The sequence below is a fragment of the Stenotrophomonas sp. SAU14A_NAIMI4_8 genome (assembly GCF_003086695.1).
Lineage (GTDB): Bacteria > Pseudomonadota > Gammaproteobacteria > Xanthomonadales > Xanthomonadaceae > Stenotrophomonas.
In genome coordinates this window covers 2,146,641-2,173,135 of sequence record NZ_CP025999.1, presented here as the reverse complement: position 1 = coordinate 2,173,135, position 26,495 = coordinate 2,146,641, and the positions used below count along the sequence as shown (strand labels likewise).

The window sequence follows — 26,495 nt, the reverse complement described above, 5'->3', positions numbered from 1 at the left end:
CGCAACGAACGGTGTGAGGTACCGGCTGGGTCTTGACCCCGTCGGCATCCACCACATGCGTTTCCCAACCAAGCGTTCCCACGCTGTTGCGACCACAGCTGAGTTTCATCCTGCTGTGCTGGTCTGGCGAATCGATCTTCACCGCTCTCCCGCCGTCGATCGCGCGTTACCCCGCCGTTGCAGCACCCAAATCGATTTCAACTCCCGGGCTCACAACTGAGTCTCGCGACCCGCGGATGCACTGCACCCAGTGGCGGACGGGTGCCGACTTCACCCCATCGGCATCCACGACTTGTGTATCCCAGAGAACGGGGGCACTGCCCGCGCTGTCGCAGCGCAGCGTGATCTTGCTTGGCTTGGCATCCGGCGTCTCGATTCGCACCCGACCATCGGCGCAGGCCCAGCCTGGCGGGCAGCCTACGTTTGTAGTCACCAGTTCAATTGGATACTGTGGGTAGCCCTCGAAGACGACATCCACCTGCTGAGAGCCACCTTGGGGCAGTTGAATCCCCTGAATCGGATCGGCCTTTAATGGGACGCAGCCCTTTCCCTCGCGAAACATCCGGTATCCCTTCTCCACACCTTTCATGGAAGCTGCACGAAACAGGGGATCCTGCAGTGCCTGCGCATCTATGGGATTGGTATGGAACGCCACCTCCACGACGACGGAAGGCATGCTCGCGAAGCTGTTTTCGCCGTGTCCTGCTGCGGTACCCGCCGCGGGCACGGGAAAGTCAGCATAGCCGTCCTGTGCAGTAATGATCTCCTTCATGTAGCAAAGCGCTAGGTCCGCAAGCAGGCGATCCCCAGGTTTACTTGCGTGATAGTAGACCCGCGCCCCACGAGCGACGCCCGGGACATCTGCATTGGTATGAATACTGAGCAATCCACCAACACCCAGGTGGTTGGCGTAGTAAGGTCGCGCGCGAATATCGTCAAACACCTCCCTGTCGGTGGCAGTACTGGTGGCAAAGTGATTCCAGATGTCTGTCCGCTCAGGCAGAAGATCCTTCAGGTGGTACCGGGCAGACATCTGGGGCCACGGACGCTCCGACTCCGGGTGTATGGCGCCACTGTCCCTGCGGGCTTGATGCACGACCAGTCCGCCACGCTCCTGTAGCAGGGCTTGTAGCTCTTCGGCATAGGCCGGCGTGACCAGGTCTTCCAGGAGGCCATTGCTTTCTGGCCGCTGAAACTCCCATTCCAGCCCAGGATGCACTCGCAACAAACCATGACTGGCCGAGACAAGCACGGAATCGCCCGCTTGTGCATGACTGGCCCGCATTGACGTCGCTGGATCCCGGGGGAAATGCTCCCAGTAGAGCTTCCCCTCATAGAGAACTTCCGTTTCGACCTCGCCTACGCCCGCCTGGAGTGCTCGTGCCTCCAAGGTGTTCCTCATGCGTTGTTCCATTTCCTCGAGCGAATGATCGTCCTGCATCGGCAGCACGCCGGGACCGAACCTGATGGACAGCTTCCTCTGCTGGATGTCCACCGAAGCATCCACCGACGCTGACAATGGTCGCCTAGCGCGTAACTGATGGCGATTAAGGATGTCCTGCGCCTCCCGCGTCAAAAGCAGGTCCAGGGCTGTATCGGCCACCATGGAAGGCATTCGCCCGTTGTCGGTTTCCGTCGACCACGCCGGAGCGCAGGTGACAAGCCAAACCAGCCCAAGAAGCCGGAGTATCCGCATGCAGTTCATATCAAGTCCTTTGATGTCCTTTGTGAGCGCGCTACGTGTGGCGTGCACAAAGAACACTGCCGAGCGTCCAAAGGGGATGCGCTGCGAAATGCGCCAAATGCGGCCATTGAGCCAATCCTCAAGCCGAATGCGCCCGTCGCTGGCGCAAGGGCCCTGTACGCGCCCTGCGCCGATCAGAGCGTGCATGCTACTTGCGTCGTGGCGGCAGTCCATTCGCATCTAGCGATCCACGCATGGACTCCGATCGCACACTGCCTGCCGTATCCTTGCTTCCATGCCTTCCCTTCGCTTCCTCGACTCCCTGCAGGCCATTCCCGCCACCGACTGGGACGCCCTGCACGACGGCCGCAATCCATTCGTCACCCACGCCTTCCTGGCCGGGCTTGAAGAACATGGCTGCCTGCGCGAGGACTGGGGCTGGCAGCCGCAGCACTTCACGCTATGGGAGGGCGACACGCTGGTCGGCGCCATTCCGGGCTACCTGAAGACCAATTCGCACGGCGAGTTCGTGTTCGACCATGCCTGGGCCAATGCCTACGCCCGCCATGGCCGCGACTACTACCCGAAATGGCTGGGGGCGGTGCCCTACTCGCCCGTCAGCGGCCCACGCCTGCTGGCCCGTCACGATTCGGTGCGCGGCGATCTGCTGGAGGCGCTACGTGGGCATCTGGCGTCACTGCAGGTCTCTTCGGCACACATCAATTTCCACACCGCCCGCGATGAGGCCGCCTTCAGCGACGACTGGCTGCTGCGCGAAGACATCCAGTTCCAATGGCAAAACCCGGGTGACTGGACCACCTTCGAGCAGTTCCTGGGGGCGATGAACCACAAGCACCGCAAGAACATCCGCCAGGAACGGGCCAAGGTCACCCGCCAGGGCATCAGCTTCCGCGTGGTACATGGTGACGAGGCCAGCCGCGCCGACCTGCAGGCGATGTACCGCTTCTATCTGCAGACCTTCCTGGAATATGGCAACGCGCCGGCGCTGACCGAGGCCTTCCTGCGCCATCTGGCGATTTCACTGGGCCGCGGGCTGGTGCTGTTCCTGGCCGAGCAGGACGGCGAGCCGATTGCCGGCGCGCTGTGCCTGCGCGGCGGGGACACGTTGTATGGGCGCTACTGGGGTGGCGCCACCCTGCCCGGCCTGCATTTCGAGGCCTGCTACTACCAGGGCATCGAGTACTGCCTGCGCGAGGGGCTGAGCCGTTTCGAGCCCGGCGCGCAAGGCGAGCACAAGCTGGCGCGGGGGTTCCTGCCTACGGTGGTGCGCAGCCGGCATTGGGTGGCCGATGCGGAGTTTGCTGAGGCTCTGCAGGACTGGTGCAGACAGGAGCGCCGCGATGTGCGGCGATACCAGCAGGCGCTGCAGGCGCACAGCCCGTTCCGCGCCGAGCCGTGATGCGTGCCAACCAAGGTTGGCACCTACCAAGGCTACGCGGGCCGTTACACTTCGGGCATGACCCGCCAGTTGCCCTGGCGCCTGGCCGATGCGCCGGACGCGCCGTTCCCGCCCGCTGAAACTGCGCTGCGCCAGCCCGATGGGCTGCTGGCGGTGGGCGGCGATCTGCACCCGCTGCGGCTGCTGAACGCCTACGCCGGCGGCATCTTCCCGTGGTTCAGCGACGGCGAGCCGATCCTGTGGTGGTCGCCCGATCCGCGCATGGTGTTCCGCACCGATGGCGTGCACCTGTCCAGCCGCTTCCGACGCCAGCTGCGCGCCAGCCCGTGGGAAGTGACGGCGGATACGGCATTCACCCAGGTGATGCGCGCCTGCGCCGGGGCGCCCCGGGCCGGTCAGGATGGCACGTGGATCAGCCCCGCCATGGTGGACGCCTACAGCCATCTGCACGACCTGGGCTTTGCCCACTCCTTCGAGGTCTGGGACCGGCAGGATCTGGTCGGCGGCATCTATGGTGTCGCCATTGGCCAGATGTTCTTCGGCGAAAGCATGTTCAGCGGCGCCAGCGGCGGCTCCAAGGTGGCGCTGGCAGCACTGGCGGCCACCCTGAAGGATTGGGGCTGGCCGCTGATCGATGCCCAGGTGGAGAACCCGCACCTGCTGCGGATGGGCGCGATCCACCTGCCGCGCCAGGAGTTCCTGCAGCAAATGCGCCATGCCGTGCAGCAGCCGGGGCGCGAGAGCCCCTGGACCCAGGCCCTGGGGCGCCTGCCTGCGCGCGCCCTGGCCGGGGGTTAACACAAACTTTGCAAGCTGGCGCGAGTGCGCGTAAAATACTGCGCCTTAGGCCCAGCGTGGCCGTTTTCTGAACCGCACAGGACTACATGTCGAAAGACGATTCCATCGAGTTCGAGGGCACCGTCAGCGAGACGCTGCCGAACACCACTTTCCGCGTTCGCCTGGAAAATGGGCACGAAATCATCGCCCACATCTCCGGCCGCATGCGCAAGAACTACATCCGCATCCTCACCGGTGACCGGGTCAAGGTTGAAATGACCCCGTACGACCTGACCAAGGGTCGTATCACCTACCGCATGAAGTAAGCGGTCGGCGCACTGCGCCACCCCGACAAGGCCTGCCCTGGTTGCTGGCCTTTTGTCATGCCTGCCATCCGGCCCTGCCGGAGGTCACCGTGACCGAGCTCACCGTGGCATCGGTCAGCCGTGCTTGCGGCAGATTCGCATTCGTACCGATGGCGGCATCGTGGCACCCGGTCCAGTCCGGACCGCCACCCCTGCCCCGCCATGAACACGCCCCGCCTGCACGCCCTGATTGCTGCCGCCGCGCTGTCTGCCGGCGCCCTGTTTGTCACCGCCAACGCCGCTGATGCCCCCGCTGCCAGCGCCGGCGACTGCGTTGAACTGGGCAACGACCAGCAACTGGTCCGCGCCAACGCCTCGCGCGATGTACTGCTACGCAACGGCGAAGCGCACTATCGGGTGCACTTCCAGGAAGACTGTTCCAAGGCCGCCTACTCGCGCAAACTGACCTTCAGTACCGACGGCCAGCCCGGACAGGTCTGCGGGGCCGGGCGCACCCAGCTGCAGACCGACCGCGGGCAGTGCACCGTGGCCCGCGTTGAAGCCATTGATGCCGACACCTTCAAGCAGAAGGCGCGCCAGCGCAGCCGCTGATGAGGCGCACAACAAGGGCGGCCGAAGCCGCCCTTGTTGATGCAGCGACGAAGTGCAGGCGCTAGCGCGCCGCTACAAGCGACTGCACATTCGGTTGCGCGCGCTGCCGCGCCAGCCAGAGATCGTAGTTCGACTGCAGGCCCATCCAGAACACCGCCGTACTGACGCCGGCAAGCTCCAGCCGAATCGCGAGATCGGGACTGATTCCCGCCTTGCCGTTGATGACACGGGACAGCGCAACACGCGACATGACCAGGCGCTCGGCGGCCTCGGTGACAGACAGCGAGACCGGATCGAACACCATGGCCTTGAGAGTTTCGCCCGGATGGGGGTGGTGGTGAATCATGTGCGCCTCAGTGGTAGTCCTGGTAATCCAGCAGCTCAACATCACCGCCCGAAAATCGAAATGTGACCCGCCAGTTGCCGTTCACCCATATCGACCAGTGCCCCTGCAATGCACCTTTCAGGCCGTGCAAGCGCAGGCCGGGCATCGCCAGATCGTGAGGGCCGGATGCGACGTCAAGAATGGAGAGAATCATCAGCAGCTTCGCCGCGTGACTCTGACGAATCCCTCGGCTGGCGCCTGTTCGATAGAGCTGCTCTAGACCTTTGTGCCGAAAGCTGATGATCACAACTGTATCCCGTATCGTTACGCGATACAATAGGTGTACAGTATCGCTGAACGCCAGACACTCCCACCGATCCCAGCACCGGGCAAGGCAGCCAGCGACAACCGCGCACAAAAAAGGGCGGCCGAAGCCGCCCTTGCCTACCCCCCAACAGTGGCCGGGCGTGACCCCGGCCGCTGGTTTTATTCCACCGTGGCCGGCAGCAGCCGCTCGGGCTCTGCCTGGGTTTCCACCACCAGTTCGTCGTCGCGAACGTCGATGCTGACCTTGCCACCGTTCACCAGCTTGCCGAACAGCAGCTCGTCGGCCAGCGGACGCTTGATCTTGTCCTGGATGACGCGGGCCATCGGCCGTGCGCCCATCAGCGGATCGAAACCATGGTGGGCCAGCCAGTCGCGCGCGGTCGGGGTGGCCGACAGGCTGACGTGCTTTTCCTGCAGGCGCATTTCCAGCTCGATCAGGAACTTGTCCACCACGCGCAGGATGTGCTCGAAGCCCAGCGCCTGGAACTGCACCACTGCGTCCAGGCGGTTGCGGAATTCCGGGGTGAACGCGCGGCGGATGGTTTCCATCGCGTCGGTGGCGTGGTCCTGTTTGGTGAAACCGATCGAACGCCGCGAGGCCTGGGCTGCACCGGCATTGGTGGTCATCACCAGCACCACGTTCTTGAAGTTGGCTTCGCGACCGTTGGTGTCGGTCAGCACGCCGCGGTCCATCACCTGCAACAGGATGTTGAAGATGTCCGGGTGCGCCTTCTCGATTTCGTCCAGCAGCAGGACGCAGTGCGGCGTCTTGACGATCTTTTCGGTCAGCAGCCCGCCCTGGTCGAAGCCGACGTAGCCCGGGGGCGCACCGATCAGGCGGCTGATCGAATGCGGCTCCATGTACTCGGACATATCAAAGCGCACCAGCTCGATGCCCAGCTGCAGGGCCAACTGCTTGGTCACTTCGGTCTTGCCCACGCCGGTGGGGCCGGCGAACAGGAAGTTGCCGATCGGCTTTTCCGGGTTGCCCAGGCCCGAGCGGGCCAGCTTGATGGCCGACGCCAGGGTGTCGATGGCCGGGTCCTGGCCGAAGATCACCATCTTCAGGTTGCGCTCCAGGTGCTGCAGCACATCCTTGTCGGTGGCGCTGACTTGCTTGGCCGGGATGCGCGCCATCTTGGCCACGATCGATTCGACCTCTTCGACGTCGATCAGCTCCTTGCGCTGGCCTTCGGGCATCAGCCGCTGGCGGGCACCGGCCTCATCGATCACGTCGATGGCCTTGTCCGGCAGCAGACGGTCGCCGATGTGCTTGACCGACAGGTCCACGGCGGCCTGCAGCGCTTCGTCCGAGTAGGTCACCCCATGGTGGGCCTCGTACTTGGCCTTCAGGCCCTGCAGGATCTCGTAGGTTTCACCCACGGTCGGCTCGACGATGTCGATCTTCTGGAAGCGACGGGCCAGCGCCCGGTCCTTTTCGAAGATGCCGCGGTATTCCTGGAAGGTGGTCGAGCCGATGCAGCGCAGCTCGCCCGAGGCCAGGGCCGGCTTGATCAGGTTGGAGGCATCCATGGTGCCGCCCGAGGCCGAACCGGCACCGATGATGGTGTGGATCTCGTCGATGAACAGCACGGCGTTGGGCACCTTCTTCAGGGCCGTCAGTACACCCTTCAGGCGCTTTTCGAAGTCGCCCCGGTACTTGGTGCCGGCCACCAGCGCGCCCAGGTCGAGCGAGTAGATGATGGCATCGGTCAGCACGTCGGGCACCGAGCCTTCCACGATGCGGCGGGCCAGGCCCTCGGCGATCGCGGTCTTGCCCACGCCGGCCTCGCCCACGTACAGCGGGTTGTTCTTGCGGCGGCGGCACAGGACCTGGATGGTGCGCTCGATCTCGTCGGCACGGCCGACCAGCGGGTCGATGCGGCCGGCGCGGGCCTGGTCGTTCAGATTGCTGGCAAATTCGGTCAGCGCGTCGCCCTTGGGCTCGCCCTCCCCGCCCTCCATGCGGCCCTCGCTTTCCGGGGAGGACGGCTGTTCGCCCTCCTCGCCCAGCTTGGCGATGCCATGGGACAGGTAATTGACCACGTCCAGCCGGGTGACATCCTGCTGGTTGAGGTAATAGACCGCGTGGGAGTCCTTTTCGCCAAAGATCGCTACCAGCACGTTGGCGCCGGTCACTTCCTTCTTGCCCGAGGACTGCACGTGGTACACGGCCCGCTGCAGCACGCGCTGGAAGCCCAGGGTGGGCTGGGTATCGCGGCCATCATCTTCGGCCAGGCGGGACACCGAGGCCTCGATGGCCTGTTCCAGCTCCTGGCGCAGGCGCTCGGCGTCGGCGCCACAGGCCTTCAGGACCGCCTGGGCGGAGGGGTTGTCGAGCAGTGCCAACAGCAGGTGTTCGACCGTCATGAACTCATGCCGGGCCTCACGGGCGCGCTTGTAGCACTGGCCGATGGTGTGTTCGAGGTCTTTGCTGAACATGGATTACTCCGGCGGCAGTTGGAGACAATATGCGGCCTGACTACGCGATTTCCATCACCCTAGCGGATTGCAGCGTTCAGATGGCGTTAGCAGTGCGAACCGCTTGATCATCATTCACTCCACGGGCAGCCCACGGGGGCCTGAGCGCACCCTACCCGAGGCGCGGGCGATTGTGACGTGAATGGACCATCCCCATGGCTTTGAAGGAGAGCACGCAGGCTGTGACGCGGAGCGGCCAGCGGAGGGGCGACCAAGGCGTGGTGCTGCGACGGGGCTGCCATTGGGGCGCGCGACCAAGGCCGTCGTAGAGTCGAGCTTGCTCGACTGCTGTTGGCCAGAGCAGTCGAGCAAGCTCGACTCTACGGGGCAGTCGGCTCAGGCCTTTTCCATCGTGCACAGCAGCGGGTGCTGGTTCATGCGCGAGTACTCGTTGACCTGGGCCACCTTGGTCTCGGCCACTTCGCGAGTGAACACCCCGCAGACGCCGCGGCCGCGGGTGTGGACGTGCAGCATCACCTGGGTGGCCTTGTCCAGGTCCATGGTGAAGAACTGCTGCAGTACATCCACCACGAAATCCATCGGGGTGTAGTCGTCGTTGAGCAGCATGACCTGGTAGAACGGCGGCGGCGCCACTTCCGGGCGCGCGGGCTCCACGGCAAGGCCGTGCTCGTGGTGGGAATCGGGGGAAGACTCGCGGGGCATCCGCCTATTATAAGCGCTGGCGGCCAGCCGCGTCGGGCTGCCGCAGAATGGACGACACGCACCGGCACCGTCACAATTACCGCCTTCCCCAACGTGTTTCACAGGAATTTCATGAAAAGGATCCTTCTGCCCGCCCTGCTGATCGCCCTGGCCACCCCGGCCATGGCCGCCGCGGCCAACGCCGCCGGCAACAGCACGGCCAAGGCCGATGCCGCCATCGGGCGCCACCTGGACAAGTTGGGCTATACCTACGAAGTTGACGAAGACGGCGACTACCAGATGGTGTTCGACGTGGAAGGCGACCGGACCCAGATCGTGTACGTGCGCTCGGCCGTGGAAGATTTCGGCACGCACAACATCCGCGAGATCTGGTCGCCGGGCTACACCGGCAAGAGCAAGCAGTTCCCGGCCGAGGTGGCCAACCGTCTGCTGGAAGATTCGCAGGACGCCAAGATGGGCGGCTGGGTGAAGCAGGACATGACTGCGATGTTCGTGGTCAAGATCGATGCCGATGCCAGCACTGAACAGCTGAGCGATGCCATCGACGCGGCGATCCGTACCGCCGATGCGATGGAACTGGAACTGACCAAGAAGGACGACCTCTGAATTGAATACCCCGCAGGACATGCGCTGGGCACCCCACGCCACCGTCGCCACCGTGGTGGTCGATGGCGGCCGCGTGCTGCTGGTGGAAGAAACCATCGAGGGCCGCGCCGTGCTGAACCAGCCGGCGGGCCACTTGGAGCCGGGCGAGAGCCTGGCCCAGGCGGCGCTGCGTGAAACCCGGGAAGAAACCGGCTGGACCGTGGCGCTGACCGATTTCATCGGCTGCTACCAGTGGACCGCCGGCGACGGCACCGTGTTCCTGCGGTTCTGCTATGCCGCCCGCCCGCTCAGCCATGACCCGGCGCAACCGCTGGATACCGGCATAGACCGCGCGCTGTGGATGACCCCCGATGAGCTGCAGGCCGCCGGCGAGCGCCTGCGCAGCCCGCTGGTCTGGCGCGTGCTGGCCGACTACCTGGCCGGCCAGCGCCACCCGCTGCACCTGGTGCAGGAGGTCGCATGAGCAGCCCACGGGTGATGGTGGGGGTGTCTGGCGGCGTGGATTCATCGGTGGCCGCCTGGCGCCTGGTGCAGCAGGGCGAGGCCGTGGCCGGTCTGTTCATGCAGAACTGGGCCGACGATGGCAGCGGCGATTGCCGCGCCGAGGACGACCGCCGCGACGCCGTGGCAGTCTGCGGGCTGCTGGGCATTCCGTTTCACTTCCGCGATTTTTCCAGCGAGTACTGGCAGGGCGTGTTCGAGCACTTCCTCGCCGAGTACGCGGCCGGCCGCACCCCCAACCCGGACGTGCTGTGCAACCGCGAGGTGAAGTTCAAGCACTTCCTGGACGCCGCCCGCGAGCTGGGCGCCGAACGCATCGCCACCGGCCACTACGCCCGCGTGGCCCAGCGCGGCCAGCAATGGCTGCTGCTGCGCGGTGCCGACCGCAGCAAGGACCAGAGCTACTTCCTGCACCAGCTGGGGCAGGCGCAGCTGGCCGCGACCCTGTTCCCGATTGGTGACCTGGAAAAGAGCGATCTGCGCCGCATCGCCCGCGACGTCGCCCTGCCCACCCATGCCAAGAAGGATTCCACCGGCATCTGCTTCATTGGCGAGCGCGATTTCCGCGAGTTCCTGGGCCGCTACCTGCCCGCGCGCCCGGGCCAGATCCTGGACCCGGCCGATGGCAGCGTGATTGCCGAGCACCCCGGCGTGTTCTATTTCACCCTGGGCCAGCGTGAGGGCCTGAACATCGGCGGCGTGCGCGGTCGCCCGGCCGCGCCCTGGTACGTGGTGGGCAAGGATGTGTCCAGCAACGTGCTGTACGTGGACCAGGACCGGGAAAGCCCGTGGATGCTGTCCAACCGCCTGCGCTCGGAAACCGCGCACTGGATTGCCGGCGCGCCGCCGGCCCGGCGCTTCGAATGCACGGCACAGACCCGCTACCGCCAGCCCGATGAACCGTGCGTGGTATCGGTGCTGGACGATGGCAGCGTGCTGGTCACCTTCGCCCGGCCGCAGCGCGCCGTCACCCCCGGCCAGTCGCTGGTGCTGTATGACGGTGAGGTCTGCCTGGGCGGTGCGGTGATCGCCGCCACCGATGCGCCGCTGGAACAGCGCCTGCGCACCACCCCTTCTCCTTTCGAGGTAATTGCTGCATGAGTTTCACTGTCGACGACCGCGTACTGGCCCTGGCCGGCATTGCCCAGGCCCTGCAGCAGGTCCGCCGTATCGCCGATACCGGCCATTCCGATGCCTCTGCCGTGCGTACCGCGGTGGACAGTGTGTTCCGCATCGATGCCGGCTCGCCGCAGGACGTCTTTGGTGACCGCCATGCGCTGAAGAGTGGCCTGCGCCTGCTGCACAACTACTTCCGCAACCAAGGCCAGGACCCGGTGCTGCCCAAACTGGCCCTGTCGGTGCTTCAGCTGGAGCGCCGCTTCGTGCAGGACGGGGCCACCGTGAACAAGGTGGCCTCGGGCATCGAGCGTGCCCAGCAGCAGGCCGCCGAGCTGGGCGACAGCGGCCACCCGGACGTGCTGGCCAACCTGGGCGGCCTGTACGCCGACACCATCAGCCACCTGAAGCCGCGGGTGATGGTGCAGGGCAACCCGCATTACCTGGCCCAGGCCGGGGTGGTGGCCGAGATCCGCGCCCTGCTGCTGGCCGCCGTGCGCGCCGCGGTGCTGTGGCGGCAGGTGGGCGGCAGCTACTGGGACTTCCTGATCGGGCGCAAGGCCATGATCGAAGCGGTGGACCGCCTGCTGGCCTGAGGGCCGGGGGTCAGAGCCCGGGGTCGTCTGCCCCGGGGTCAGATCCCTTTTCCCCGGAAAAGGGCTCTGACCCCAGGACACCGGAAGGCGCCAGAAATCCGGCGCATTCAGAAAGCACATCGACGTTAAAGAGAAAGGGGGTACGGCCGATACATCCTCCGTGCACCTCCCGAGAACGTCCATGTACTCACGCATTTTCATCCGTCTGGCCGCCCCCCTGGCTCTGACCCTGCTGCTCCCTTTCGCCATCGGTTTCGAATGGCCGGCCGCCCTGCGCTGGGCGATCCTGACCACGATGACGCTGAGCTGGCTCGGCTTCGCGTGGTGGACCACCCGTGCCCAGGCCCATCGTTCCCCGGAACATGCCCGTGTCCTGCGTGAGCAGGACCAGCTGCTGACCGAACTGCGCAGCTTCGTCGGCAACGAGATCGACGGTTCGCGTGGCGAAGTCGAACGCGCCCGTGACCTGATCCGCCAGGCCGTGTCCAGCCTGGGTGGCAGCTTCGATGCCATGAACCGCAAGTCCCGCCAGCAGAGCCAGGCCCTGTCGCGCATCGTCGACCGCGCTGGCGATGAAGGCAGTGCCGGCCTCGACGTGGCCCGCTTCGCCCAGCACGCCAGCAACCGCATGGAACAGCTGGTGGAAGCGCTGGAACAGGTGAGCGGCCAGAGCAGCACCACCGTGCAGCACATCGACCAGATGGCGCAGCACCTGGACGGCATCTTCGCCCTGCTGGAAGACGTCAAGTCGATTGCCGACCAGACCAACCTGCTGGCGCTGAACGCGGCCATCGAAGCAGCCCGTGCCGGCGAAGCCGGTCGTGGTTTCGCGGTGGTGGCCGACGAAGTGCGCAATCTGTCCGAGCGCTCGACCACCTTCAACGAACAGATCCGCAAGCTGGCGCACAGTTCCAAGGACGCCATTGCCAAGGTGCGCGAGACCGTCTCGCACATGGCCTCGCGCGATATGGACCGGTCCCGCGAAGCGCGCCAGGAAGCGGCAACCATGCTCGACAACGTGGCGCAGATCAACGCGTCGCTGGGCGATGGCATGCGCGAAGTCTCCGAATGCGCCCGTTCGATCGACGGCAGCGTGGCCGAGGCCGTGCGCGCCCTGCAGTTCGAAGACATCGCCACCCAGGCCCTGGGCGGCGTGCACACCCACCTGGATCGCCTGACCGCGATCAACCGTGAGGCCGTGGCCCTGCAGGAGCTGCTGCACCGCAATGGCGGCGTGTTCGACGAAGAGATCGCCACCGCCCTGCAGCGCACCGGCAACCGCCTGCGCGACCTGCGCAGCGAATGGGAACGTCCGCCGCACAAGCCGGTTGCCCAGCAGAACATGGGCGCCGGTACGGTCGAGCTGTTCTGACCCTGATGTCCGCTGCCTTTTCCGGCAGCGCCGAAGGCCCCGGTTGTTCCGGGGCCTTTGCCTGTACGCTAGCTCTGGACCACCCCGACCCGCGCAGCATGACCCTGATCCGCGCCCTGCCCCCCATCGATGCCAGCCAACGCCCGCGCAACCCCAGTGTGCGCGAGCAGTTGCAGCAGCTGGAGGACGTGGCGCGCGAGGAGATCCAGGAGCTGCAGCGCCTGGCCGATGCCCGCCCCGCCCCGCCGGCCCAGACCGACGCCCTGATGAGCCTGGCCTGGGATCTCGGCCTGGGCGGCGACGCGCTGTAGATCCACGCCATGCGTGGATGGGCTCGTACCCATGGCATGATGCCCCAGTCCCGTTCATGGAAGACCGATGGCCATCGCCCTGATCGCATTGATGCTGATCGAATTGCTGCTTCTCTTCGCGTGGGCGCCGCTGTTCTTCCGCACTGGCATCATGCTGTTCAACCAGCGCATTGCCGCTTCACCTGACGATCTGAAACGACTTTCGCTGGGCGGCCTGGAATACGATCTTCCGACCGAACGATGGGCACGCCTGTCATTCCGCGCCCTGCCCGATGGCAGCGTTGCATTCCGTGAAAGCTTCGCGCCGGGATTCGGCGGCCGCTACTTTCCCTTGCTGCACGGCCAGATCGTGGTGGACACGCGGCGCCGCGAAGTGCGCGTGCTCGGCCGCTGCAGCTGGTTTGCGACGATCTTGACCGTACTGCTGGTGCCGATCGTGCTGCTGCGCCCGGCGGCGTGGCCGATATTGGCGGTGCCGCTGTTGTTCTATATCGGTTACCGCATCCAGCGCCGGCGCTATGCCAATGTAGTGGAGGCGGTGCGCGCACGGGTGCGCAACGACCCACCCCGGTAGATCCACGCCATGCGTGGATGGATTTCCGCGAGCGCATGCTTGTGTGCCAACCAAGGTTGGCACCTACCGTAGATCCACGCCATGCGTGGATGGGGGATTGCGCACGCGTGCGTGCCAACCAAGGTTGGCACCTACCAATGCGGTGTGGGCCGGCGTCAGCGGGCCAGGGCGACTTCGCTGCCGGCGTGCTGCTGGCGCAGCCATTGGGCCAGATCGCGCGGGCTGAGCGGGCGTGAGTACAGGTAGCCCTGGATCTCGTCGCAGCCCTGGCGGCGCAGCATGTCTTCTTCCTGGTGCGTTTCCACGCCTTCGGCCACCACCTTCATGCCCAGCGCGTGGCCCAGGTGCACGATGGCCTGGGTCACTTCGGCCGTACCCGAGTCGTGCAGCATGCCCTGCACGAAGCTGCGGTCGATCTTCAGCCGTCCCACCGGGAAGCGATTGAGATAGTTCAGATTGGAAAAGCCGGTGCCAAAATCATCCACCGCCAGCGGTACGCCATGCCGTTCCAGCACGTCGAAGCAGTGGCGCAGGATGTCGGTGTCACGGATCAGCGCCGACTCGGTCAGTTCCAGTTCCAGCCGCTGCGGCGGCCAGCCGTGGGCGTGGCAGATCTCGATCACGCGCTCGGCAAAGCCGCGGTCGCGCAACTGCACGGCCGATACATTCACCGCCACGCGTTCGAAGCACAGACCCGCACGGTCCCACGCCGCGGCCTGGCGGCAGGCCTCGTTCAGCACCCAATCGCCGATGCGGACGATTTCGCCGCACTTTTCCGCGATGGGAATGAACTCGGCCGGGCTGCAGTAGCCGATGCCGGGGCGGTGCCAGCGCAGCAGCGCTTCTATTGCCGGCGGTTCGCCGTTGTGTGCGTGCAGCAGCGGCTGGTAGGCCAGGCTGAACTCTTCGCGCTCGATCGCGCCGTGCAGGCCGTGTTCGATCTCCAGGCGGCGCTGGATGCGGGCCAGCGCGTCCTGGCTGTAGTACTGATAGGTGTTGCGCCCGGCTTCCTTGGCCGCGTACATGGCCGCATCGGCGGCGCGCAGCAGCGAATCGAAATCGGTCTGTGATTCACCCAGCATGGCGATGCCGACGCTGGCACCGACCTTCAGGGTGGTGTCACCACGGCGCAGCGGCTCGGCCAGCGAGCCAATCAGCTTGCGTGCCACATGGCCGGCATCCTCCGGCTCGGCCAGGTCGCGCAGCACCACGATGAATTCGTCACCACTGAAGCGGCCGAACAGATCGTTGTTGCGCAGGTTCTGGTGCAGGCGGGTGGCAGCGGCCTTCAGCAGCGCATCGCCGGTGGCGTGGCCGAAGCTGTCGTTGATGTTCTTGAAGCCGTCCAGATCGATGAACAGCATGGCCAGCGAGGTGCCACGGTCGCGCGCCTCTTCGATGGCTTCGGCGGTCTGCTCGCCCAGCAGCACCCGGTTGGGCAGGCCGGTCAGCAGGTCGTAGTGGGCCAGCAGTTCGATGCGCTCGCTGGCCTCGCGTTCGCGGGTGATGTCACGGAACAGGACCACGTAGCGGGCCGGCAGGCCGTCGCGGCGATCCAGCTCGATCAGCACCTGCACCCACACGCGCAGGCCGGATTGGCGGTAGAAGCACAGGTCCAGCTGCTCGGGCAGCCCGCCATTGGAGATACGGCCCAGCGCGGCCTCGAACGCGTTGCGCGAGTCCTCGGTGTAGAGCGCCAGCGCTTGGTCCAGCGTGATCGGTTCCTTGCGCAGGCCGTGGATGCGGTAGCACTCCTCGGTCCACTGCATGTGCCGCGTGGACACTTCGATTTCGCAGCCGCCAATACGCCCCAGCGCCGACACGCGATTGAGCAGCTCGGTGCGCCAGCGGATCAGCGCGTCGGTCTGGTGTTGTTCGGTGATGTTCTGCACCTGGCCGAGCAGGCGCTTGGGCTGCCCTTCCATGTCCAGCAGCGGCTGCATCCACAGGCGCAGGTGCTGCGAGGGCTCGCTGCCACGGGTCAGTTCCAGGTCCAGGTTGGCCGCCCGGCCGTCGCGCCACAGGCGACGCCATGCAGCGCGCAGCGCACCGCGCGAGCGCGGATGCAGTTGCTTCAGCCAGCGCCGCTGGCCGGGCACGCTGCCCTGCTCCAGCGCCAGCAGCGAGCGCAGCTCCGGCGACCACCAGAACCGGTGGTTCTGCGGATCGAACGACCAGCTGCCCATGCTGGCGATGCGCTGGGCCTCGCTCAGGTGCAGCTGCTGTTCCTGCAGCAGTGCTTCCAGCTGCTTCTGCTGTTCGATATCGGTATGGGTGCCGACCATGCGCAGCGGCTGGCCGTCGGCGGTACGCGCCACCACCCGGCCGCGATCCAGCACCCAGCGCCAATGGCCATCGCCCTGGCGGAAGCGGAACTGCGCGCTGTACTGCTCGCTGTGCCCGCGCAGGTGCTCGTCCAGCACCGCGCGCACATCGGCGATATCGTCCGGGTGGACCCGGCCCAGCATCTCGGTAGCGCTTTCGTCGCCAAGGGCGGGCGTGCGCAGCACGCGGTCGGTGGGAATATCCCAGTCCCACAGGCTGTGGCCAGCACTTTCCAGGGCCAGTGCCCAGCGCCCGCCGCCGGTCAGTGGTACCGGTTCAGGCACGCTGAGGGTGAAGGCCAGCAGGTTGCCGCTGCCATCGTGCACGGCGCGCAGGTGGCCGTCGTAGTGCCCCTGCGGCCCGCCGGGCAGCGAGCACGGCACGATGCCGCCGTCGGCCGCCAGCAGGCGCAGGTCTTCCAGCATGGGGGCATAGGCCGCCAAGGTGGCCGGCAGCCCATGTTCGCGCGCGGCCGGATTGGCCGCCAGCGGGCGGCCACTGCGGTCGACGATGACCAGTGCCGACGCGAGCGGATGCTGCAGCAGGCTGGCGATGATCCCTTGGTCCACGCGATCTAGCTCCGGAAAGACGCGCCCGACAGCGGGGCATGCAGTCCTTAACGGCCCGCCGCAGGGATAATTGAGTGGCCATCGCACACCCGCGCGGTAAGATGGCTGGCGCCCCTCCTTACTGCCCCTGTCCATGCCCGCAGACCCAACCGGCACCGACCCAGATTCCGCCCTGCGGATGGCGCAGTCGTTGCGGCGCGACCGCCGCCGGGTGGTGCTGAGCTATCTGATGATGGCCCTGGCCTGGATCATTGCCTCCGACGGCGCGGTGAACGGGTTCGTGCTCGATCCGCAGCAGGCCGCCTTCTGGCAGAGCGTGAAGGGCGCGTTCTTCGTCTTCGCCAGCGCGGGCCTGCTCTACCTGCTGCTGCGACCCCTGGCCGAGCACGTGCTGGCCACCCATGCGCGGCTGCAGATGTCCGAGACCCGCCTGCGGCAGATGTTCGAGGGCAACCCCGGGCCGATCCTGGTGTACGACCTGGACAGCCTGGCCATCCTCGATGCCAATCCCGCGGCATGCCTGGCCTTCGGCTGGGAGCGCGAGGAACTGCTGGCCCGCACCATCGAGATCCTGTGGCCGCCCGGCCAGGACCAGGCGCTGCAGACCAAGCTGGAGGCGATCCGCGAAGCGCCCGAGCAGCTGTGCATCCTGCGCGCGCAGCTGCAGCTGCGTGATGGCAGCCTGCGGCAGATGGAGCTGCGGTCCAATGCCATCGACTATGACGGCCACAACGCCCGCCTGCTGATCGCCATTGATCGCACCGCTGAAGACCTGGCGCAGCTGCGCCGTGACCAGGCGCTGGCGCGGGTGGAGGAGGCCCACGAGCTGGCGCGCATCGGTGCCTGGGAACTGGACCCCGCCAGCGGCCTGGGCCGCTATTCCAACCAGGTCTACCATCTGCTGGGGCGGCGCCCGCCCGAGGCCCGGCGCTGGCACCGCTTTGACGAACTGCTGGTGCCGGCCGACCCGGCCACTGCCGCGCAGACCGAGCAGCTGTTGGCCGACCTGTGCGCTGGCGAACCGGTCCAGGTGGACGTGCTGCTGCCGCTGCTGGCCATGGATGGGCGCGCCCTGATGGTGCACCTGCGCGCGACCAGTGGCCGCGACGAAGCCGGCCGCGAACGCGTGCTGGGTACGCTGCAGGACGTGACCGAGCGCGAGCAGTCGCGGCGCCTGCTGCGTGAGCGCGAAGAACAGTTCCGCGAGCTGGTGCGGGTGCTGCCCGACGGCGTGGTGATCCTGTCCGAAGAACATGTGCTGTATGCCAATGCGTGGGCCGCGGCGCTGTTCGGCTATGGCAGCCATGCCCTGCTGGGCGAGCCGCTGTCGGCGCTGGTGAACGGCGCCGATCTGCAGCGGGTGCGCGCCCAGTTGCGGGCCGGCCAGCCGCAGCACAGCCCGGGCCACAGCAGCGTGGCGGTCATGCAGCGCGCCGACGGCCGCCACTTCCATGCCGGCCTGGCGGTGGGTGAGGTGCGCTACGGTGGCCGCGACTGCAAGCTGCTGATCGTGCGTGACCTGAGTGAAGCCGAACGCACCCGCAGCGCGCTGGAAAACAGCAACCGCGAACTGCAGGCCATGGCCGGGCGCCTGTTCTCGCTGCAGGAAGACGAGCGCCGGGCGATCTCGCGCGACCTGCACGATGACATCGGCCAGGCGATCACCGCCATGAAGCTGTCGGCCTATGCCGCGCAGGACGAACAGGACCCCGCCCGCCGCGGCGAGGACCTTGCGCAGATCGTCAGCCTGGCCGACACCACCGTGGCCAAGCTGCGCGACATCTCCACCCTGCTGCGCCCGCCACAGCTGGATGCGCTGGGCCTGGAAGCCGCGCTGAGCTGGCAGGCGCGGGTGCTGTTCCGCTCGTCGCCGGTGGAGCTGCTGGCCGACATCGACGCCCTGCCCACCCGCCCGGACAACAGCATCGAACAGGCCTGCTTCCGCATTGCGCAGGAAAGCCTGACCAATGCCCTGCGCCACGCGCGCGCCAGCCAGGTGCAGCTGCAGCTGCGCGACCTGGGCCAGCGCGGACTGCACCTGCAGATCCGCGATGATGGCGAGGGCTTCGACCCCGATGGTCCGCGCGGCCTGGGCCTGATCGTGATGCGCGAGCGCGCGCAGAGCGTGGGCGGCCACGTGCATATCGCTTCGGCGCACGGCGCCGGCACCCTGGTCGACGTCCACCTTCCTTACCAGGCCGCCATGACGGCGGCCGTCGAGTCTCCGGAACACTGAACCATGTGGAACCCCAACCTGCCCCCGGTCAGCATTGACGACGCCCCCGACCGGCTGGGCGCCGGCAACCCCGAACTGCAGGCCATGGTGGCCGAGGCGGCCTCTGGCGGCACCCCGCTGATGCTGATGCACGTGGACATCGACCACTTCGCTTCGGTGAACGAGAACATGAGCGCCGAAGTGGGCGATCAGGCGCTGGTGCTGGTGGCCCAGCGGCTGCAGTCGTACCTGCGCGGGCGTGGCAAGCTGTGGCGGCACGGCAGCGATGAGTTCCTGATTGCCGTACCGCGCACCGCCGACCTGCCGTTGCCAGAAGACTTTGCCGAAGAGATCCGCCAGCAGATGGAGCTGCCGCTCTCCGTGCTGCCGTACACCCTGTTCATGACCGGCAAGCTGGGCGTGAGCCTGTGCCCGGAACATGCCAGCAGTGCGTCGCGGCTGCTGGACCACGCTGAGGATGCGCTCTACCAGGCGGCCCGCGAAGGCGGCAACGCGGTGCGCATCCACGCAGTGGACACCCCGCCCAGCGCGCACAGTGAAAGCATCATTGCCCGGCAGATCGTCGATGCCATTCCCAATGGCGAACTGAAGCTGCGCTACCAGCCGCTGGTGAGCGCACGCGATGGCCACGTGGTGGGCATGGAAGCGCTGTTGCGCTGGCAGTCGCCCACCCTGGGCATGCTGGTACCGGAACGCTTCATGCGCACCGCCGAGCGGCTGGGCATCATCGTGCAGATCGGCACCTGGGTGCTGGAAGGCGCACTCAAGCAGGCGCGCCTGTGGCGCGACCAGGGCTTTGACGATTTCACCATTGCGGTGAACGTGTCCACCCTGCAGCTGCTGCGCCCGAACTTCTTCGCCGAGGTGATGTCGTTGATGCAGGCCGCCGGCGTGCCGGCGCACATGCTGACACTGGAGATCAACGAAAGCGCGCTGACCAACAACGTCAATTTCGTGCACGAAACCTTGGCCAACCTGCGCAATGAAGGCATCAGCCTGAGCCTGGACAACTTCGGCACCGGCGATTCCAGCCTGAGCGCGCTGGTTCGCTACCCGGTGGACAAGCTGAAGATCGACCGCAGCTTCATCAAGAGCGCCCCGGCCGGTAACCGCGAGGCGGCCATTGCCCGCGCGATCATCGCCATGGGCCACCAGCTGGGCATGACGGTCATTGCCAACGGCGTGGAATCACAGGCCCAGCTGGGCTTCCTGCGCCGCAACGACTGCGATGTGTTCCAGGGCTATCTGTTCGGCGAGCCGATGTCGGCCGATGCCGCCGGCATGACCCTGCGCCGCCGCTACCTGCGCCCGGAAGCCTTCGCCGAAACGCGCCCCGACCGCACCCTGCTGCTGCTGGATGACGAGGAAAACGTGCTGCGTTCGCTGGTGCGCCTGTTCCGCCGCGATGGCTACCGCATCCTGGCCGCCGGCAACGTGCGCGACGCCTTCGATCTGCTGGCGATCAACGACGTGCAGGTGATCCTGTCCGACCAGCGCATGAGCGACATGAGCGGCACCGAATTCCTGGGCCGAGTGAAGATGCTGTACCCGGACACGATCCGGCTGGTGCTGTCCGGCTACACCGATCTGAACACGGTGACCGATGCGATCAACCGCGGTGCGATCTATCGCTTCCTGACCAAGCCGTGGAACGATGATGAGCTGCGCAAGCACATCCACCAGGCGTTCCGCACGTACGAAGAGCAGCGCCGCAGCAATGCAGGCCCGGCGCTGGCCGAGCCGCTGGAAGGTGGCGAGGATCGTTCGCCGTTGCGTTGATTACGGCCGCCGGGCACGGCCCGGCGCTACCGGAACACGTGGGTAGCGCCGGGCCATGCCCGGCGAAGGGCGGTCGAAGGTCAGCGCGGCTGCTTGATCGGCAGCACCACGCGGAAGCGCGAGCCCACGCCCGGGGTGCTGTCCAGATCGATGCGGCCGTGGTGCTTGTTGATGATGCTGTAGGAAATCGACAGGCCCAGCCCGGTGCCACTGCCCACCGGCTTGGTGGTGAAGAACGGATCGAAGATGCGCTGGCGCAGTTCCGGCGAGATGCCTCCGCCGGTGTCTTCAAACTCCACCCACACGGTCTCGCCATCCACGCCGGTGCGCACGGTGATGGTGCCGCGCTCGGCAATGGCATGGCCTGCGTTGAGCAGCAGGTTCATGTACACCTGGTTCAGTTCCGACGGCAGGCATTCCACCAGCGGCAACTGGCCGAACTGGCGTTCCAGGGTGACCTTGTACTTGAGCTCGTTCCAGATGATGTTGATGGTCGATTCAAGGCCGGCATGCAGGTCCACCAGCTTCCACGACTCGTCGCGGCCGGAGTACGAAAAGTCCTTCAGGTCGCGCACGATGCGGGTCACCCGCTCGATGCCTTCGCGTGATTCGGCCATCAGCTGCGGCAGATCCCGGCTGATGAAATCGATGTCCAGGCGGTCACGGATATCGTCGATTTCCGGAATCAGCGCCTTCGGATCGGGCGCACGCAGGGCGCGTTCGTAGGCTTCGATCACCGTGAACAGACTGCGCAGGTATTCCTGCAGGCTGCCCAGGTTGGAGTGCACGTAACCGATGGGATTGTTGATCTCGTGCGCCACACCAGCGGCCAGCTGGCCGATGGAAGCCATCTTTTCCGACTGCAGCAGCTTTTCCTGGGTGCCGTTCAGACGCAGGTACGCCTGGCGCAGTTCGGCATGGCGCTGCTGCAGCTCGCGTTCGTAGTCTTCCTGCCCTTCAATGCGCTGGAACAGCGCCAGGTAGTGGCTCTGGCCGCCCTCGCCATGGTGGTACAGATGGGCGATGACCACGCCCTCGCCCAGCGGCAGGCTGCCACTCCAGGCACCCTGCTGCCGGGCCTGTTCAAGGGCATCAGGCGGCAGCAGTTCGCGCAGGCGCTGGGCCGGTGCGGCCGCACTGTCGGCGTTGCCCAGCAGGTGCTGGGCGGCCGGATTGGCCAATGCCACCTGCCCGTCTGCGGTGAACAGCAACAGCCCTTCGCGCAGGCGTTCCAACAGGGCCTGCAGCACGGGCTGGGAAGGAAGGGGGGCGGTAACCAGGGCGTTGGCGGCGGACACGTCGACTCGGGGGCTTGCGAACAGGCGCCCAATATACGCGCTCCGGCTGCGGGTCACAGCCCGCCCGGTGGCGGCCAGTGGCCGCCGGGGAATCAGGCGACGGCCAGCGGCCGACGCGCAGTGACGGTGTGCGACTGGCCCTTGGCGTCGTAAGCCGAGGCGTCTTCGGTGCGGCCGAGCTGGCGCAGCGCCCAGTTGACCTCGCGGCGGCGGCGCGACAGCAGCACGCCGTTGGCGCGGTTGCGCTCGGCCAGTTCCTGCAGCTGTTCGCCCTGCCCGACCGGCGGCGTGCCTTCCAGCGCACGCAGCGCTTCCAGCTTGGCCCCGGTGGCGCGGATCAACGCATGCACGTCGTGCTCGACCAAGGCCTGGCGTTCAACGTCCAGGGCCTCGGCAAGGCGCTGCAGCGGCTCGCTCATGGCCGCGCTCATCCCTGCAGCTGCTGGTCCAGCTCGAGCATGCGCGAAGCAATCGCGTCCGGATTGATCTTGTAGGTGCCGTTCTGCAGCGATTCGCGCACTGCGGCCACGCGCTGGGCGTCGATCGCCGGGGCGGTGCTCAGGTCGCGTTCGATGGCCTGCAGGTTGGTGGCTTCGCCGGTCAGGCGCAGGCTGTCAGCTGCTTCCACCGGGCGGGCAGCCGAATCGCTGCTGACGCCGGGCTTGATGGCCGGGGTCGTCACGCCGCGCAGGGCCTGCGGGATCTGCAGATTGCCGTCGATTTTCTGGCTCATGGGGTGTCCTGGAGTTGCCGTACACAAGGGATAACGGCCGCTGGGCCGTGATCTTTAGGGATTTTCCAAACTTTTTCAACGCGCCACGATTACGTCACCGGCCGCATCCACCACGCCCTGCACGATGCGGCGGGTGGACAGGTTTTCGACCGAAACGCGGTCGTTGTGCCCGGCATCGCCCAGGGCGCGGCCGGCAATACGTACTTCCACGGCGCCGGTGCGGGCGACCAAGGCCACATTGTCTCCGCGCTTGATGAGACGCTGTGCCAGAAGATCATTGCCCGACAACAGGCTGCCGGCCGCCAGCGGACGGCGCGCAATGCGCCCCACCGCCGCGGCCGGGTCGGCCAGCACGGCGCCGGCAATACGGGCGGCGTCACGCTGGGCAGTGCTGATATCGGCCGCGCTGATGGTTTCTCCAGTGGCGATGCCACGGGTCAGCACCAGCACGGTCTGGTTGTGCCGTACCTTCACCGGCACGAACAGGCGCCAGCCGCCCGCATCGGGGCAACTGACCTCGACAGTGGTGTTGGCGGTGGGCTGCACCGCCAGCGGCTTGCCACACTGCGGCAGGCGCAGCGCATCGGCCACGATGGCCTCGCCTTCGCTGCCGGCCGCCAGGGTGGACAGCGCTGCGGCACGAATGCTGGCCACCGGCTGCCACTGCGCGGCCTGCGCCCACGGCGCGGCCATCGCGAGCGCGGCGGCTACTAGTAATGTCATCCGGCACATGGCGCCTCCTGGGTTCGCTGGGACCTGGCCCGGAAGGATGCAAGCGCTGTGCCAGCCCACCTCTGCAGCGTCGAGCGTGCTCGACGTCCGGCTTTTGTAGCGTCGAGCTTGCTCGACGTCCTTCTGTAGAGTCGAGCCGTGCTCGACTGCACGGCACATCAGTCGAGCATGGCTCGACTCTACAAGAGGCGGAAGTCGAGCAAGCTCGACGCTACGACCGCGGGGTGTCGGCATCACATGACCCTCAAGTTCGGCGGGCACCACGCCGATACAGCAGCCATGTCCCATGACCTGCTCAACCGGATCGACCAGCGGACCCGACTGGCCGGCCACAATCGCCTGGCGCTGCTGCTGTTCCGTCTCGGCGGACGTCAGCTTTTTGGCGTCAATGTCTTCAAGGTGCAGGAAGTGCTGCGCCGGCCCGAGCTGTTCCAGGTGCCCGGCCTGCCCGGCCAGTTCGCCGGCGTGGCCGACGTGCGCGGCCGCTCGGTGCCGGTACTGGACCTGGGCCTGGCCATCGGCCACCCCGAGCGTGAACCGGATGCGGACACCGCGCCGGGCTACCTGGTGGTGACCGAGTTCAACCGCTCCATCCAGGGCTTCCTGGTGAGCGGGGTGGAACGCATCGTGAACATCGCGGTGGAGGACATCCACCCACCGCCGGAGCTGGGCGCCGAATCGAGCTACCTGACCGCGGTGACCCGCTTCCAGGGCGAGCTGATCCAGGTGATCGACGTGGAAAGCGTGCTGGCCGACATTGCCCAGGTGCGCGGTGAAGCCGTGCTGGACCCGGCCATGGCCATGCCTGCCGACGCGCCGCAGCTGCAGGTGCTGGTGGTGGACGACTCGCGGGTGGCCCGCCAGCAGATCCGCAGCGTGCTGGACCAGTTGGGCGTAGGCGCCACCCTGCTGTCCGACGGCAAGCAGGCGCTGGACCACCTGCTGCAGATCCACGCTTCGGGCGAAAACCCGGCCGAACGCTACGCCATGGTCATTTCCGATATCGAAATGCCGGCCATGGACGGCTATACGCTGACGACAGAAATCCGGCGCCACGCCGGGCTGTCCGGGCTGTATGTGCTGCTGCACACCTCCCTGTCGGGCGTATTCAACAATGCGATGGTCGAACGCGTGGGCGCCAATGCCTTCGTGGCCAAGTATTCGCCGCACGAACTGGCGGACTTCGTGCTGGACCGCCTGCGCAAGGTGGCCATGGCGGCGTAAGGCCGCCACGCGGGGTCGGATCCCCGCAGGGGCTCTGACCCCTTCACGCCTCCCCTGTCCCAATGGGGTCAGAGCCCCTGCGGGGATCTGACCCCTTCACGCCAATGCCTTCGTGGCCAAGTATTCGCCGCACGAACTGGCGGACTTCGTGCTGGACCGCCTGCGCAAGGTGGCCATGGCGGCGTAAGGCCGCCACGCGGGGTCGGATCCCCGCAGGGGCTCTGACCCCTTCACGCCTCCCCTGTCCCAATGGGGTCAGAGCCCCTGCGGGGATCTGACCCCGTCGCGCTTCCCCTGCCCTGTTGGGATCGGATCCCCGCAGGGGCTCTGACCCCAGCGCGCTTTTGGCACACCGCTTGCAGCTTCCCGGGCAACGTTCCTGTGGGAGTGCATCGTGCGCAACCTGATTACCGATTACCTGGGCGTCCACGCCCAGGCCATGCCGTTGCGCGAACAGCGCATGAAGCTGATCGCCAGCAACCTCGGCAACGCCGACACCCCCGGCTACAAGGCCCAGGACCTGGACTTCGATGCCGCCCTGCGCCACGCCCAGGGCCTGGATGCCAACGGTCTGATGACCACCACCAACGAGCAGCACTACGAAATCAGTAGTGGCCTGAACCCGTTCCAGGTGGCCCGTGAAGGGGTGCAGCCCAGCCTGGACGGCAACACCGTCGACCCCGATGCAGAGCGCGCCGCCTATGGCCGTGCTGCCCTGGAATACCGCGCCTCGCTCAGCTTCGTCGAAAGCAAGGTGCGTTCCATGCTGACCGCGATCACGGGGCAATAAGCCATGAGCAATCTGCCGATCTTCGATATCGCCGGTTCCGCGCTGCAGGCGCAGTCGGTGCGCATGAGCACCATCGCCTCCAACCTGTCCAACGCAGACAGCATCGCCGGCTCGGCCGACGCGGTGTACAAGCCGCTGGAGCCGATCTTCCAGGCCGTCACCAGCAAGACCGATCCGAATGTCACCTCGGTGAAGGTGAAGGAAATCAGCCAGAGCGAAGCAGCGCCGATCAAGCGCTACGAGCCTGGCCACCCGCTGGCCGACGCCGAAGGCTACATCTACCAGCCCGACGTGGACCCGGTGGCGCAGATGGTCAACCTGATCTCGACCTCGCGCAATTACCAGGCCGGCGTGGAAATGCTGACCACCGCCAAGGAACTGGCCCTGGCCACCCTGACCATGGGCCGCTGAGGCCCGCTGTACCGGATACCGCCATGACCACCGCCGTCAACAACCAGACCAACCAGGACGTCTACGCCGCCCTTGGCCTGAACGCCCCCAACAGCACCAACACCAAGAAAAAGAACACCCTGGACCAGGCCGATTTCCTGCGCCTGATGACCGAACAGCTGCAGCACCAGGACCCGCTGAAGCCGATGGACAACACGCAGATGGTCGCGCAGATGGCGCAGATGTCCACTGTGCAGGGCATCACCGATCTGAACACCACCGTGCAGGGCTTCCAGGCGTCCATGGCCAGCGACCAGGTGCTGCGTGGCGCCGCGCTGGTTGGCCACGAAGTGCTGGTGCCTTCCGAGAAGCTGGTGCTGGAAGAGGAAGGTGATGTGAGCGGCACCGTCGCTGCACCTGCCGCTGGCATCGTCACTGTCGACGTGACCGACGCCAACGGCGCCAAGGTGACCTCGATCAGCGTGGAAGCCAAGGCCGCCGGTGAAGTCGCATTCCAGTGGGACGGCAAGGATGCCAACGGCAACCGCATGGCGCCGGGCAAGTATTCCATCGTCGCCAACCACGTCGACACCGCCGGCACCAGCACCAAGCTGTCCACCTATGTGCAGGCGCCGGTTGAAAGCGTGACCGTCGGCTCTGACGGCCTGTACCTGAACCTCAAGGGCCTGGGCACGGCCCCGATCGACTACGTGCTCCGCGTCAGCTGAGCCGCACACCCCGCATCTACC

27 protein-coding genes are annotated in these 26,495 nt (G+C 66.4%); 17 read left to right on the top strand and 10 right to left on the bottom strand.

Annotation, left to right across the window (positions count from 1 at the left end; genetic code table 11):
* Positions 1-166 precede the first annotated feature (166 nt).
* Positions 167-1,891: an N-acetylmuramoyl-L-alanine amidase gene (locus tag C1930_RS10040; RefSeq protein WP_234412761.1), complete on the bottom strand. Its 1,725-nt coding sequence runs from the start codon at positions 1,889-1,891 to the stop codon at positions 167-169.
* Between the two features lie 88 nt (positions 1,892-1,979).
* Here C1930_RS10040 and C1930_RS10035 point away from each other — a divergent pair, with 88 nt between their 5' ends.
* From C1930_RS10035 to C1930_RS10020, 4 genes are all read left to right on the top strand, one after another.
* On the top strand, positions 1,980-3,104 hold the full coding sequence (locus C1930_RS10035; protein WP_108771618.1) for a GNAT family N-acetyltransferase: 1,125 nt from the start codon (positions 1,980-1,982) through the stop codon (positions 3,102-3,104).
* Positions 3,105-3,161: 57 nt separating this feature from the next.
* Positions 3,162-3,902 carry a leucyl/phenylalanyl-tRNA--protein transferase gene (gene aat / locus C1930_RS10030; protein ID WP_108771617.1) on the top strand — a complete coding sequence of 247 codons (741 nt, stop codon included), beginning with the start codon at positions 3,162-3,164 and terminating at the stop codon, positions 3,900-3,902.
* 86 nt (positions 3,903-3,988) lie between these two features.
* A complete protein-coding gene (infA, locus tag C1930_RS10025) occupies positions 3,989-4,207 on the top strand; it encodes a translation initiation factor IF-1 (protein ID WP_005409596.1) in 219 nt (72 codons plus the stop codon).
* Between the two features lie 201 nt (positions 4,208-4,408).
* Positions 4,409-4,798 carry a hypothetical protein gene (locus C1930_RS10020; protein WP_108771616.1) on the top strand — a complete coding sequence of 130 codons (390 nt, stop codon included), beginning with the start codon at positions 4,409-4,411 and terminating at the stop codon, positions 4,796-4,798.
* A gap of 61 nt (positions 4,799-4,859) precedes the next feature.
* On the opposite strand, the gene C1930_RS10015 is transcribed toward C1930_RS10020, so the two are convergent.
* The 4 genes from C1930_RS10015 to clpS form a co-directional block, all read right to left on the bottom strand.
* Positions 4,860-5,144, bottom strand: a complete 285-nt coding sequence (locus C1930_RS10015) for a HigA family addiction module antitoxin (protein WP_108756153.1) — start codon at positions 5,142-5,144, stop codon at positions 4,860-4,862.
* 7 nt (positions 5,145-5,151) lie between these two features.
* Positions 5,152-5,430: a type II toxin-antitoxin system RelE/ParE family toxin gene (locus C1930_RS10010; RefSeq protein WP_108771615.1), complete on the bottom strand. Its 279-nt coding sequence runs from the start codon at positions 5,428-5,430 to the stop codon at positions 5,152-5,154.
* Positions 5,431-5,609: 179 nt separating this feature from the next.
* Entirely contained in the window at positions 5,610-7,892 is a 2,283-nt protein-coding gene (gene clpA / locus C1930_RS10005; protein WP_108771614.1) for an ATP-dependent Clp protease ATP-binding subunit ClpA, read from the bottom strand.
* 375 nt (positions 7,893-8,267) lie between these two features.
* Positions 8,268-8,594, bottom strand: a complete 327-nt coding sequence (gene clpS / locus C1930_RS10000) for an ATP-dependent Clp protease adapter ClpS (protein ID WP_108749599.1) — start codon at positions 8,592-8,594, stop codon at positions 8,268-8,270.
* A 111-nt stretch (positions 8,595-8,705) separates the two neighbouring features.
* On the opposite strand from clpS, the gene C1930_RS09995 reads away from it, so the two are divergent.
* From C1930_RS09995 to C1930_RS09965, 7 genes are all read left to right on the top strand, one after another.
* Complete coding sequence (locus C1930_RS09995; protein ID WP_108771613.1) at positions 8,706-9,200, top strand: hypothetical protein; 495 nt, start codon at positions 8,706-8,708, stop codon at positions 9,198-9,200.
* Positions 9,201-9,219: 19 nt separating this feature from the next.
* On the top strand, positions 9,220-9,663 hold the full coding sequence (locus C1930_RS09990; protein ID WP_108757717.1) for an NUDIX hydrolase: 444 nt from the start codon (positions 9,220-9,222) through the stop codon (positions 9,661-9,663).
* Positions 9,660-10,802 carry a tRNA 2-thiouridine(34) synthase MnmA gene (gene mnmA / locus C1930_RS09985; RefSeq protein ID WP_108756151.1) on the top strand — a complete coding sequence of 381 codons (1,143 nt, stop codon included), beginning with the start codon at positions 9,660-9,662 and terminating at the stop codon, positions 10,800-10,802. The genes C1930_RS09990 and mnmA overlap by 4 nt, the downstream gene beginning before the upstream one ends.
* A complete protein-coding gene (gene hflD / locus C1930_RS09980; RefSeq protein WP_108753063.1) occupies positions 10,799-11,413 on the top strand; it encodes a high frequency lysogenization protein HflD in 615 nt (204 codons plus the stop codon). Before mnmA ends, hflD begins: the two co-directional genes overlap by 4 nt.
* Positions 11,414-11,594: 181 nt before the next feature.
* A complete protein-coding gene (locus tag C1930_RS09975) occupies positions 11,595-12,785 on the top strand; it encodes a methyl-accepting chemotaxis protein (RefSeq protein WP_108749595.1) in 1,191 nt (396 codons plus the stop codon).
* A 98-nt stretch (positions 12,786-12,883) separates the two neighbouring features.
* On the top strand, positions 12,884-13,096 hold the full coding sequence (locus C1930_RS09970) for a hypothetical protein (RefSeq protein ID WP_108756150.1): 213 nt from the start codon (positions 12,884-12,886) through the stop codon (positions 13,094-13,096).
* A 67-nt stretch (positions 13,097-13,163) separates the two neighbouring features.
* Positions 13,164-13,670 (top strand): hypothetical protein, encoded by a 507-nt coding sequence (locus tag C1930_RS09965; protein ID WP_108771612.1) that lies wholly within the window; start codon positions 13,164-13,166, stop codon positions 13,668-13,670.
* Positions 13,671-13,825: 155 nt separating this feature from the next.
* Here C1930_RS09965 and C1930_RS09960 read toward each other — a convergent pair whose 3' ends face one another.
* Positions 13,826-16,564: an EAL domain-containing protein gene (locus C1930_RS09960; RefSeq protein WP_108771611.1), complete on the bottom strand. Its 2,739-nt coding sequence runs from the start codon at positions 16,562-16,564 to the stop codon at positions 13,826-13,828.
* 133 nt (positions 16,565-16,697) lie between these two features.
* Between C1930_RS09960 and C1930_RS09955 the strand changes: the two genes are divergently transcribed.
* The gene (locus C1930_RS09955; RefSeq protein WP_108753057.1) at positions 16,698-18,800 is read left to right on the top strand and encodes a PAS domain-containing sensor histidine kinase; all 2,103 of its coding nucleotides are present in this window, start codon (positions 16,698-16,700) and stop codon (positions 18,798-18,800) included.
* Positions 18,801-18,803: 3 nt separating this feature from the next.
* Complete coding sequence (locus C1930_RS09950; protein ID WP_108749587.1) at positions 18,804-20,579, top strand: EAL domain-containing protein; 1,776 nt, start codon at positions 18,804-18,806, stop codon at positions 20,577-20,579.
* Between the two features lie 80 nt (positions 20,580-20,659).
* On the opposite strand, the gene C1930_RS09945 is transcribed toward C1930_RS09950, so the two are convergent.
* From C1930_RS09945 to flgA, 4 genes are all read right to left on the bottom strand, one after another.
* Entirely contained in the window at positions 20,660-21,877 is a 1,218-nt protein-coding gene (locus C1930_RS09945; RefSeq protein ID WP_108749586.1) for an ATP-binding protein, read from the bottom strand.
* Between the two features lie 92 nt (positions 21,878-21,969).
* Positions 21,970-22,308, bottom strand: a complete 339-nt coding sequence (locus C1930_RS09940) for a flagellar protein FlgN (protein WP_108749585.1) — start codon at positions 22,306-22,308, stop codon at positions 21,970-21,972.
* Positions 22,305-22,610 carry a flagellar biosynthesis anti-sigma factor FlgM gene (gene flgM / locus C1930_RS09935; protein ID WP_108756144.1) on the bottom strand — a complete coding sequence of 102 codons (306 nt, stop codon included), beginning with the start codon at positions 22,608-22,610 and terminating at the stop codon, positions 22,305-22,307. The genes C1930_RS09940 and flgM overlap by 4 nt, the downstream gene beginning before the upstream one ends.
* A 75-nt stretch (positions 22,611-22,685) precedes the next feature.
* Positions 22,686-23,333 (bottom strand): flagellar basal body P-ring formation chaperone FlgA, encoded by a 648-nt coding sequence (gene flgA / locus C1930_RS09930; RefSeq protein WP_199912421.1) that lies wholly within the window; start codon positions 23,331-23,333, stop codon positions 22,686-22,688.
* Between the two features lie 288 nt (positions 23,334-23,621).
* On the opposite strand from flgA, the gene C1930_RS09925 reads away from it, so the two are divergent.
* The 4 genes from C1930_RS09925 to C1930_RS09910 all read left to right on the top strand — a co-directional run bounded on the left by C1930_RS09925 (position 23,622) and on the right by C1930_RS09910 (position 26,474).
* Complete coding sequence (locus C1930_RS09925) at positions 23,622-24,566, top strand: chemotaxis protein (RefSeq protein WP_025879111.1); 945 nt, start codon at positions 23,622-23,624, stop codon at positions 24,564-24,566.
* A gap of 394 nt (positions 24,567-24,960) precedes the next feature.
* Positions 24,961-25,356, top strand: a complete 396-nt coding sequence (gene flgB / locus C1930_RS09920; RefSeq protein ID WP_075075988.1) for a flagellar basal body rod protein FlgB — start codon at positions 24,961-24,963, stop codon at positions 25,354-25,356.
* A 3-nt stretch (positions 25,357-25,359) separates the two neighbouring features.
* Positions 25,360-25,767: a flagellar basal body rod protein FlgC gene (gene flgC, locus C1930_RS09915; protein WP_108749581.1), complete on the top strand. Its 408-nt coding sequence runs from the start codon at positions 25,360-25,362 to the stop codon at positions 25,765-25,767.
* Between the two features lie 23 nt (positions 25,768-25,790).
* Entirely contained in the window at positions 25,791-26,474 is a 684-nt protein-coding gene (locus C1930_RS09910; RefSeq protein WP_108749580.1) for a flagellar hook capping FlgD N-terminal domain-containing protein, read from the top strand.
* Positions 26,475-26,495: the final 21 nt, after the last annotated feature.

Bases quoted from the DNA above. Each gene is read 5' to 3' on its own strand.
- C1930_RS10040 (WP_234412761.1), bottom strand. From the start codon at position 1,891: ATGCACGCTCTGATCGGCGCAGGGCGCGTACAGGGCCCTTGCGCCAGC.
- C1930_RS10035 (WP_108771618.1), top strand. From the start codon at position 1,980: ATGCCTTCCCTTCGCTTCCTCGACTCCCTGCAGGCCATTCCCGCCACC.
- aat (WP_108771617.1), top strand. From the start codon at position 3,162: ATGACCCGCCAGTTGCCCTGGCGCCTGGCCGATGCGCCGGACGCGCCG.
- infA (WP_005409596.1), top strand. From the start codon at position 3,989: ATGTCGAAAGACGATTCCATCGAGTTCGAGGGCACCGTCAGCGAGACG.
- C1930_RS10020 (WP_108771616.1), top strand. From the start codon at position 4,409: ATGAACACGCCCCGCCTGCACGCCCTGATTGCTGCCGCCGCGCTGTCT.
- C1930_RS10015 (WP_108756153.1), bottom strand. From the start codon at position 5,144: ATGATTCACCACCACCCCCATCCGGGCGAAACTCTCAAGGCCATGGTG.
- clpA (WP_108771614.1), bottom strand. From the start codon at position 7,892: ATGTTCAGCAAAGACCTCGAACACACCATCGGCCAGTGCTACAAGCGC.
- clpS (WP_108749599.1), bottom strand. From the start codon at position 8,594: ATGCCCCGCGAGTCTTCCCCCGATTCCCACCACGAGCACGGCCTTGCC.
- C1930_RS09995 (WP_108771613.1), top strand. From the start codon at position 8,706: ATGAAAAGGATCCTTCTGCCCGCCCTGCTGATCGCCCTGGCCACCCCG.
- C1930_RS09990 (WP_108757717.1), top strand. From the start codon at position 9,220: ATGCGCTGGGCACCCCACGCCACCGTCGCCACCGTGGTGGTCGATGGC.
- mnmA (WP_108756151.1), top strand. From the start codon at position 9,660: ATGAGCAGCCCACGGGTGATGGTGGGGGTGTCTGGCGGCGTGGATTCA.
- hflD (WP_108753063.1), top strand. From the start codon at position 10,799: ATGAGTTTCACTGTCGACGACCGCGTACTGGCCCTGGCCGGCATTGCC.
- C1930_RS09975 (WP_108749595.1), top strand. From the start codon at position 11,595: ATGTACTCACGCATTTTCATCCGTCTGGCCGCCCCCCTGGCTCTGACC.
- C1930_RS09970 (WP_108756150.1), top strand. From the start codon at position 12,884: ATGACCCTGATCCGCGCCCTGCCCCCCATCGATGCCAGCCAACGCCCG.
- C1930_RS09965 (WP_108771612.1), top strand. From the start codon at position 13,164: ATGGCCATCGCCCTGATCGCATTGATGCTGATCGAATTGCTGCTTCTC.
- C1930_RS09955 (WP_108753057.1), top strand. From the start codon at position 16,698: ATGCCCGCAGACCCAACCGGCACCGACCCAGATTCCGCCCTGCGGATG.
- C1930_RS09950 (WP_108749587.1), top strand. From the start codon at position 18,804: ATGTGGAACCCCAACCTGCCCCCGGTCAGCATTGACGACGCCCCCGAC.
- C1930_RS09940 (WP_108749585.1), bottom strand. From the start codon at position 22,308: ATGAGCGCGGCCATGAGCGAGCCGCTGCAGCGCCTTGCCGAGGCCCTG.
- flgM (WP_108756144.1), bottom strand. From the start codon at position 22,610: ATGAGCCAGAAAATCGACGGCAATCTGCAGATCCCGCAGGCCCTGCGC.
- flgA (WP_199912421.1), bottom strand. From the start codon at position 23,333: ATGACATTACTAGTAGCCGCCGCGCTCGCGATGGCCGCGCCGTGGGCG.
- C1930_RS09925 (WP_025879111.1), top strand. From the start codon at position 23,622: ATGTCCCATGACCTGCTCAACCGGATCGACCAGCGGACCCGACTGGCC.
- flgC (WP_108749581.1), top strand. From the start codon at position 25,360: ATGAGCAATCTGCCGATCTTCGATATCGCCGGTTCCGCGCTGCAGGCG.
- C1930_RS09910 (WP_108749580.1), top strand. From the start codon at position 25,791: ATGACCACCGCCGTCAACAACCAGACCAACCAGGACGTCTACGCCGCC.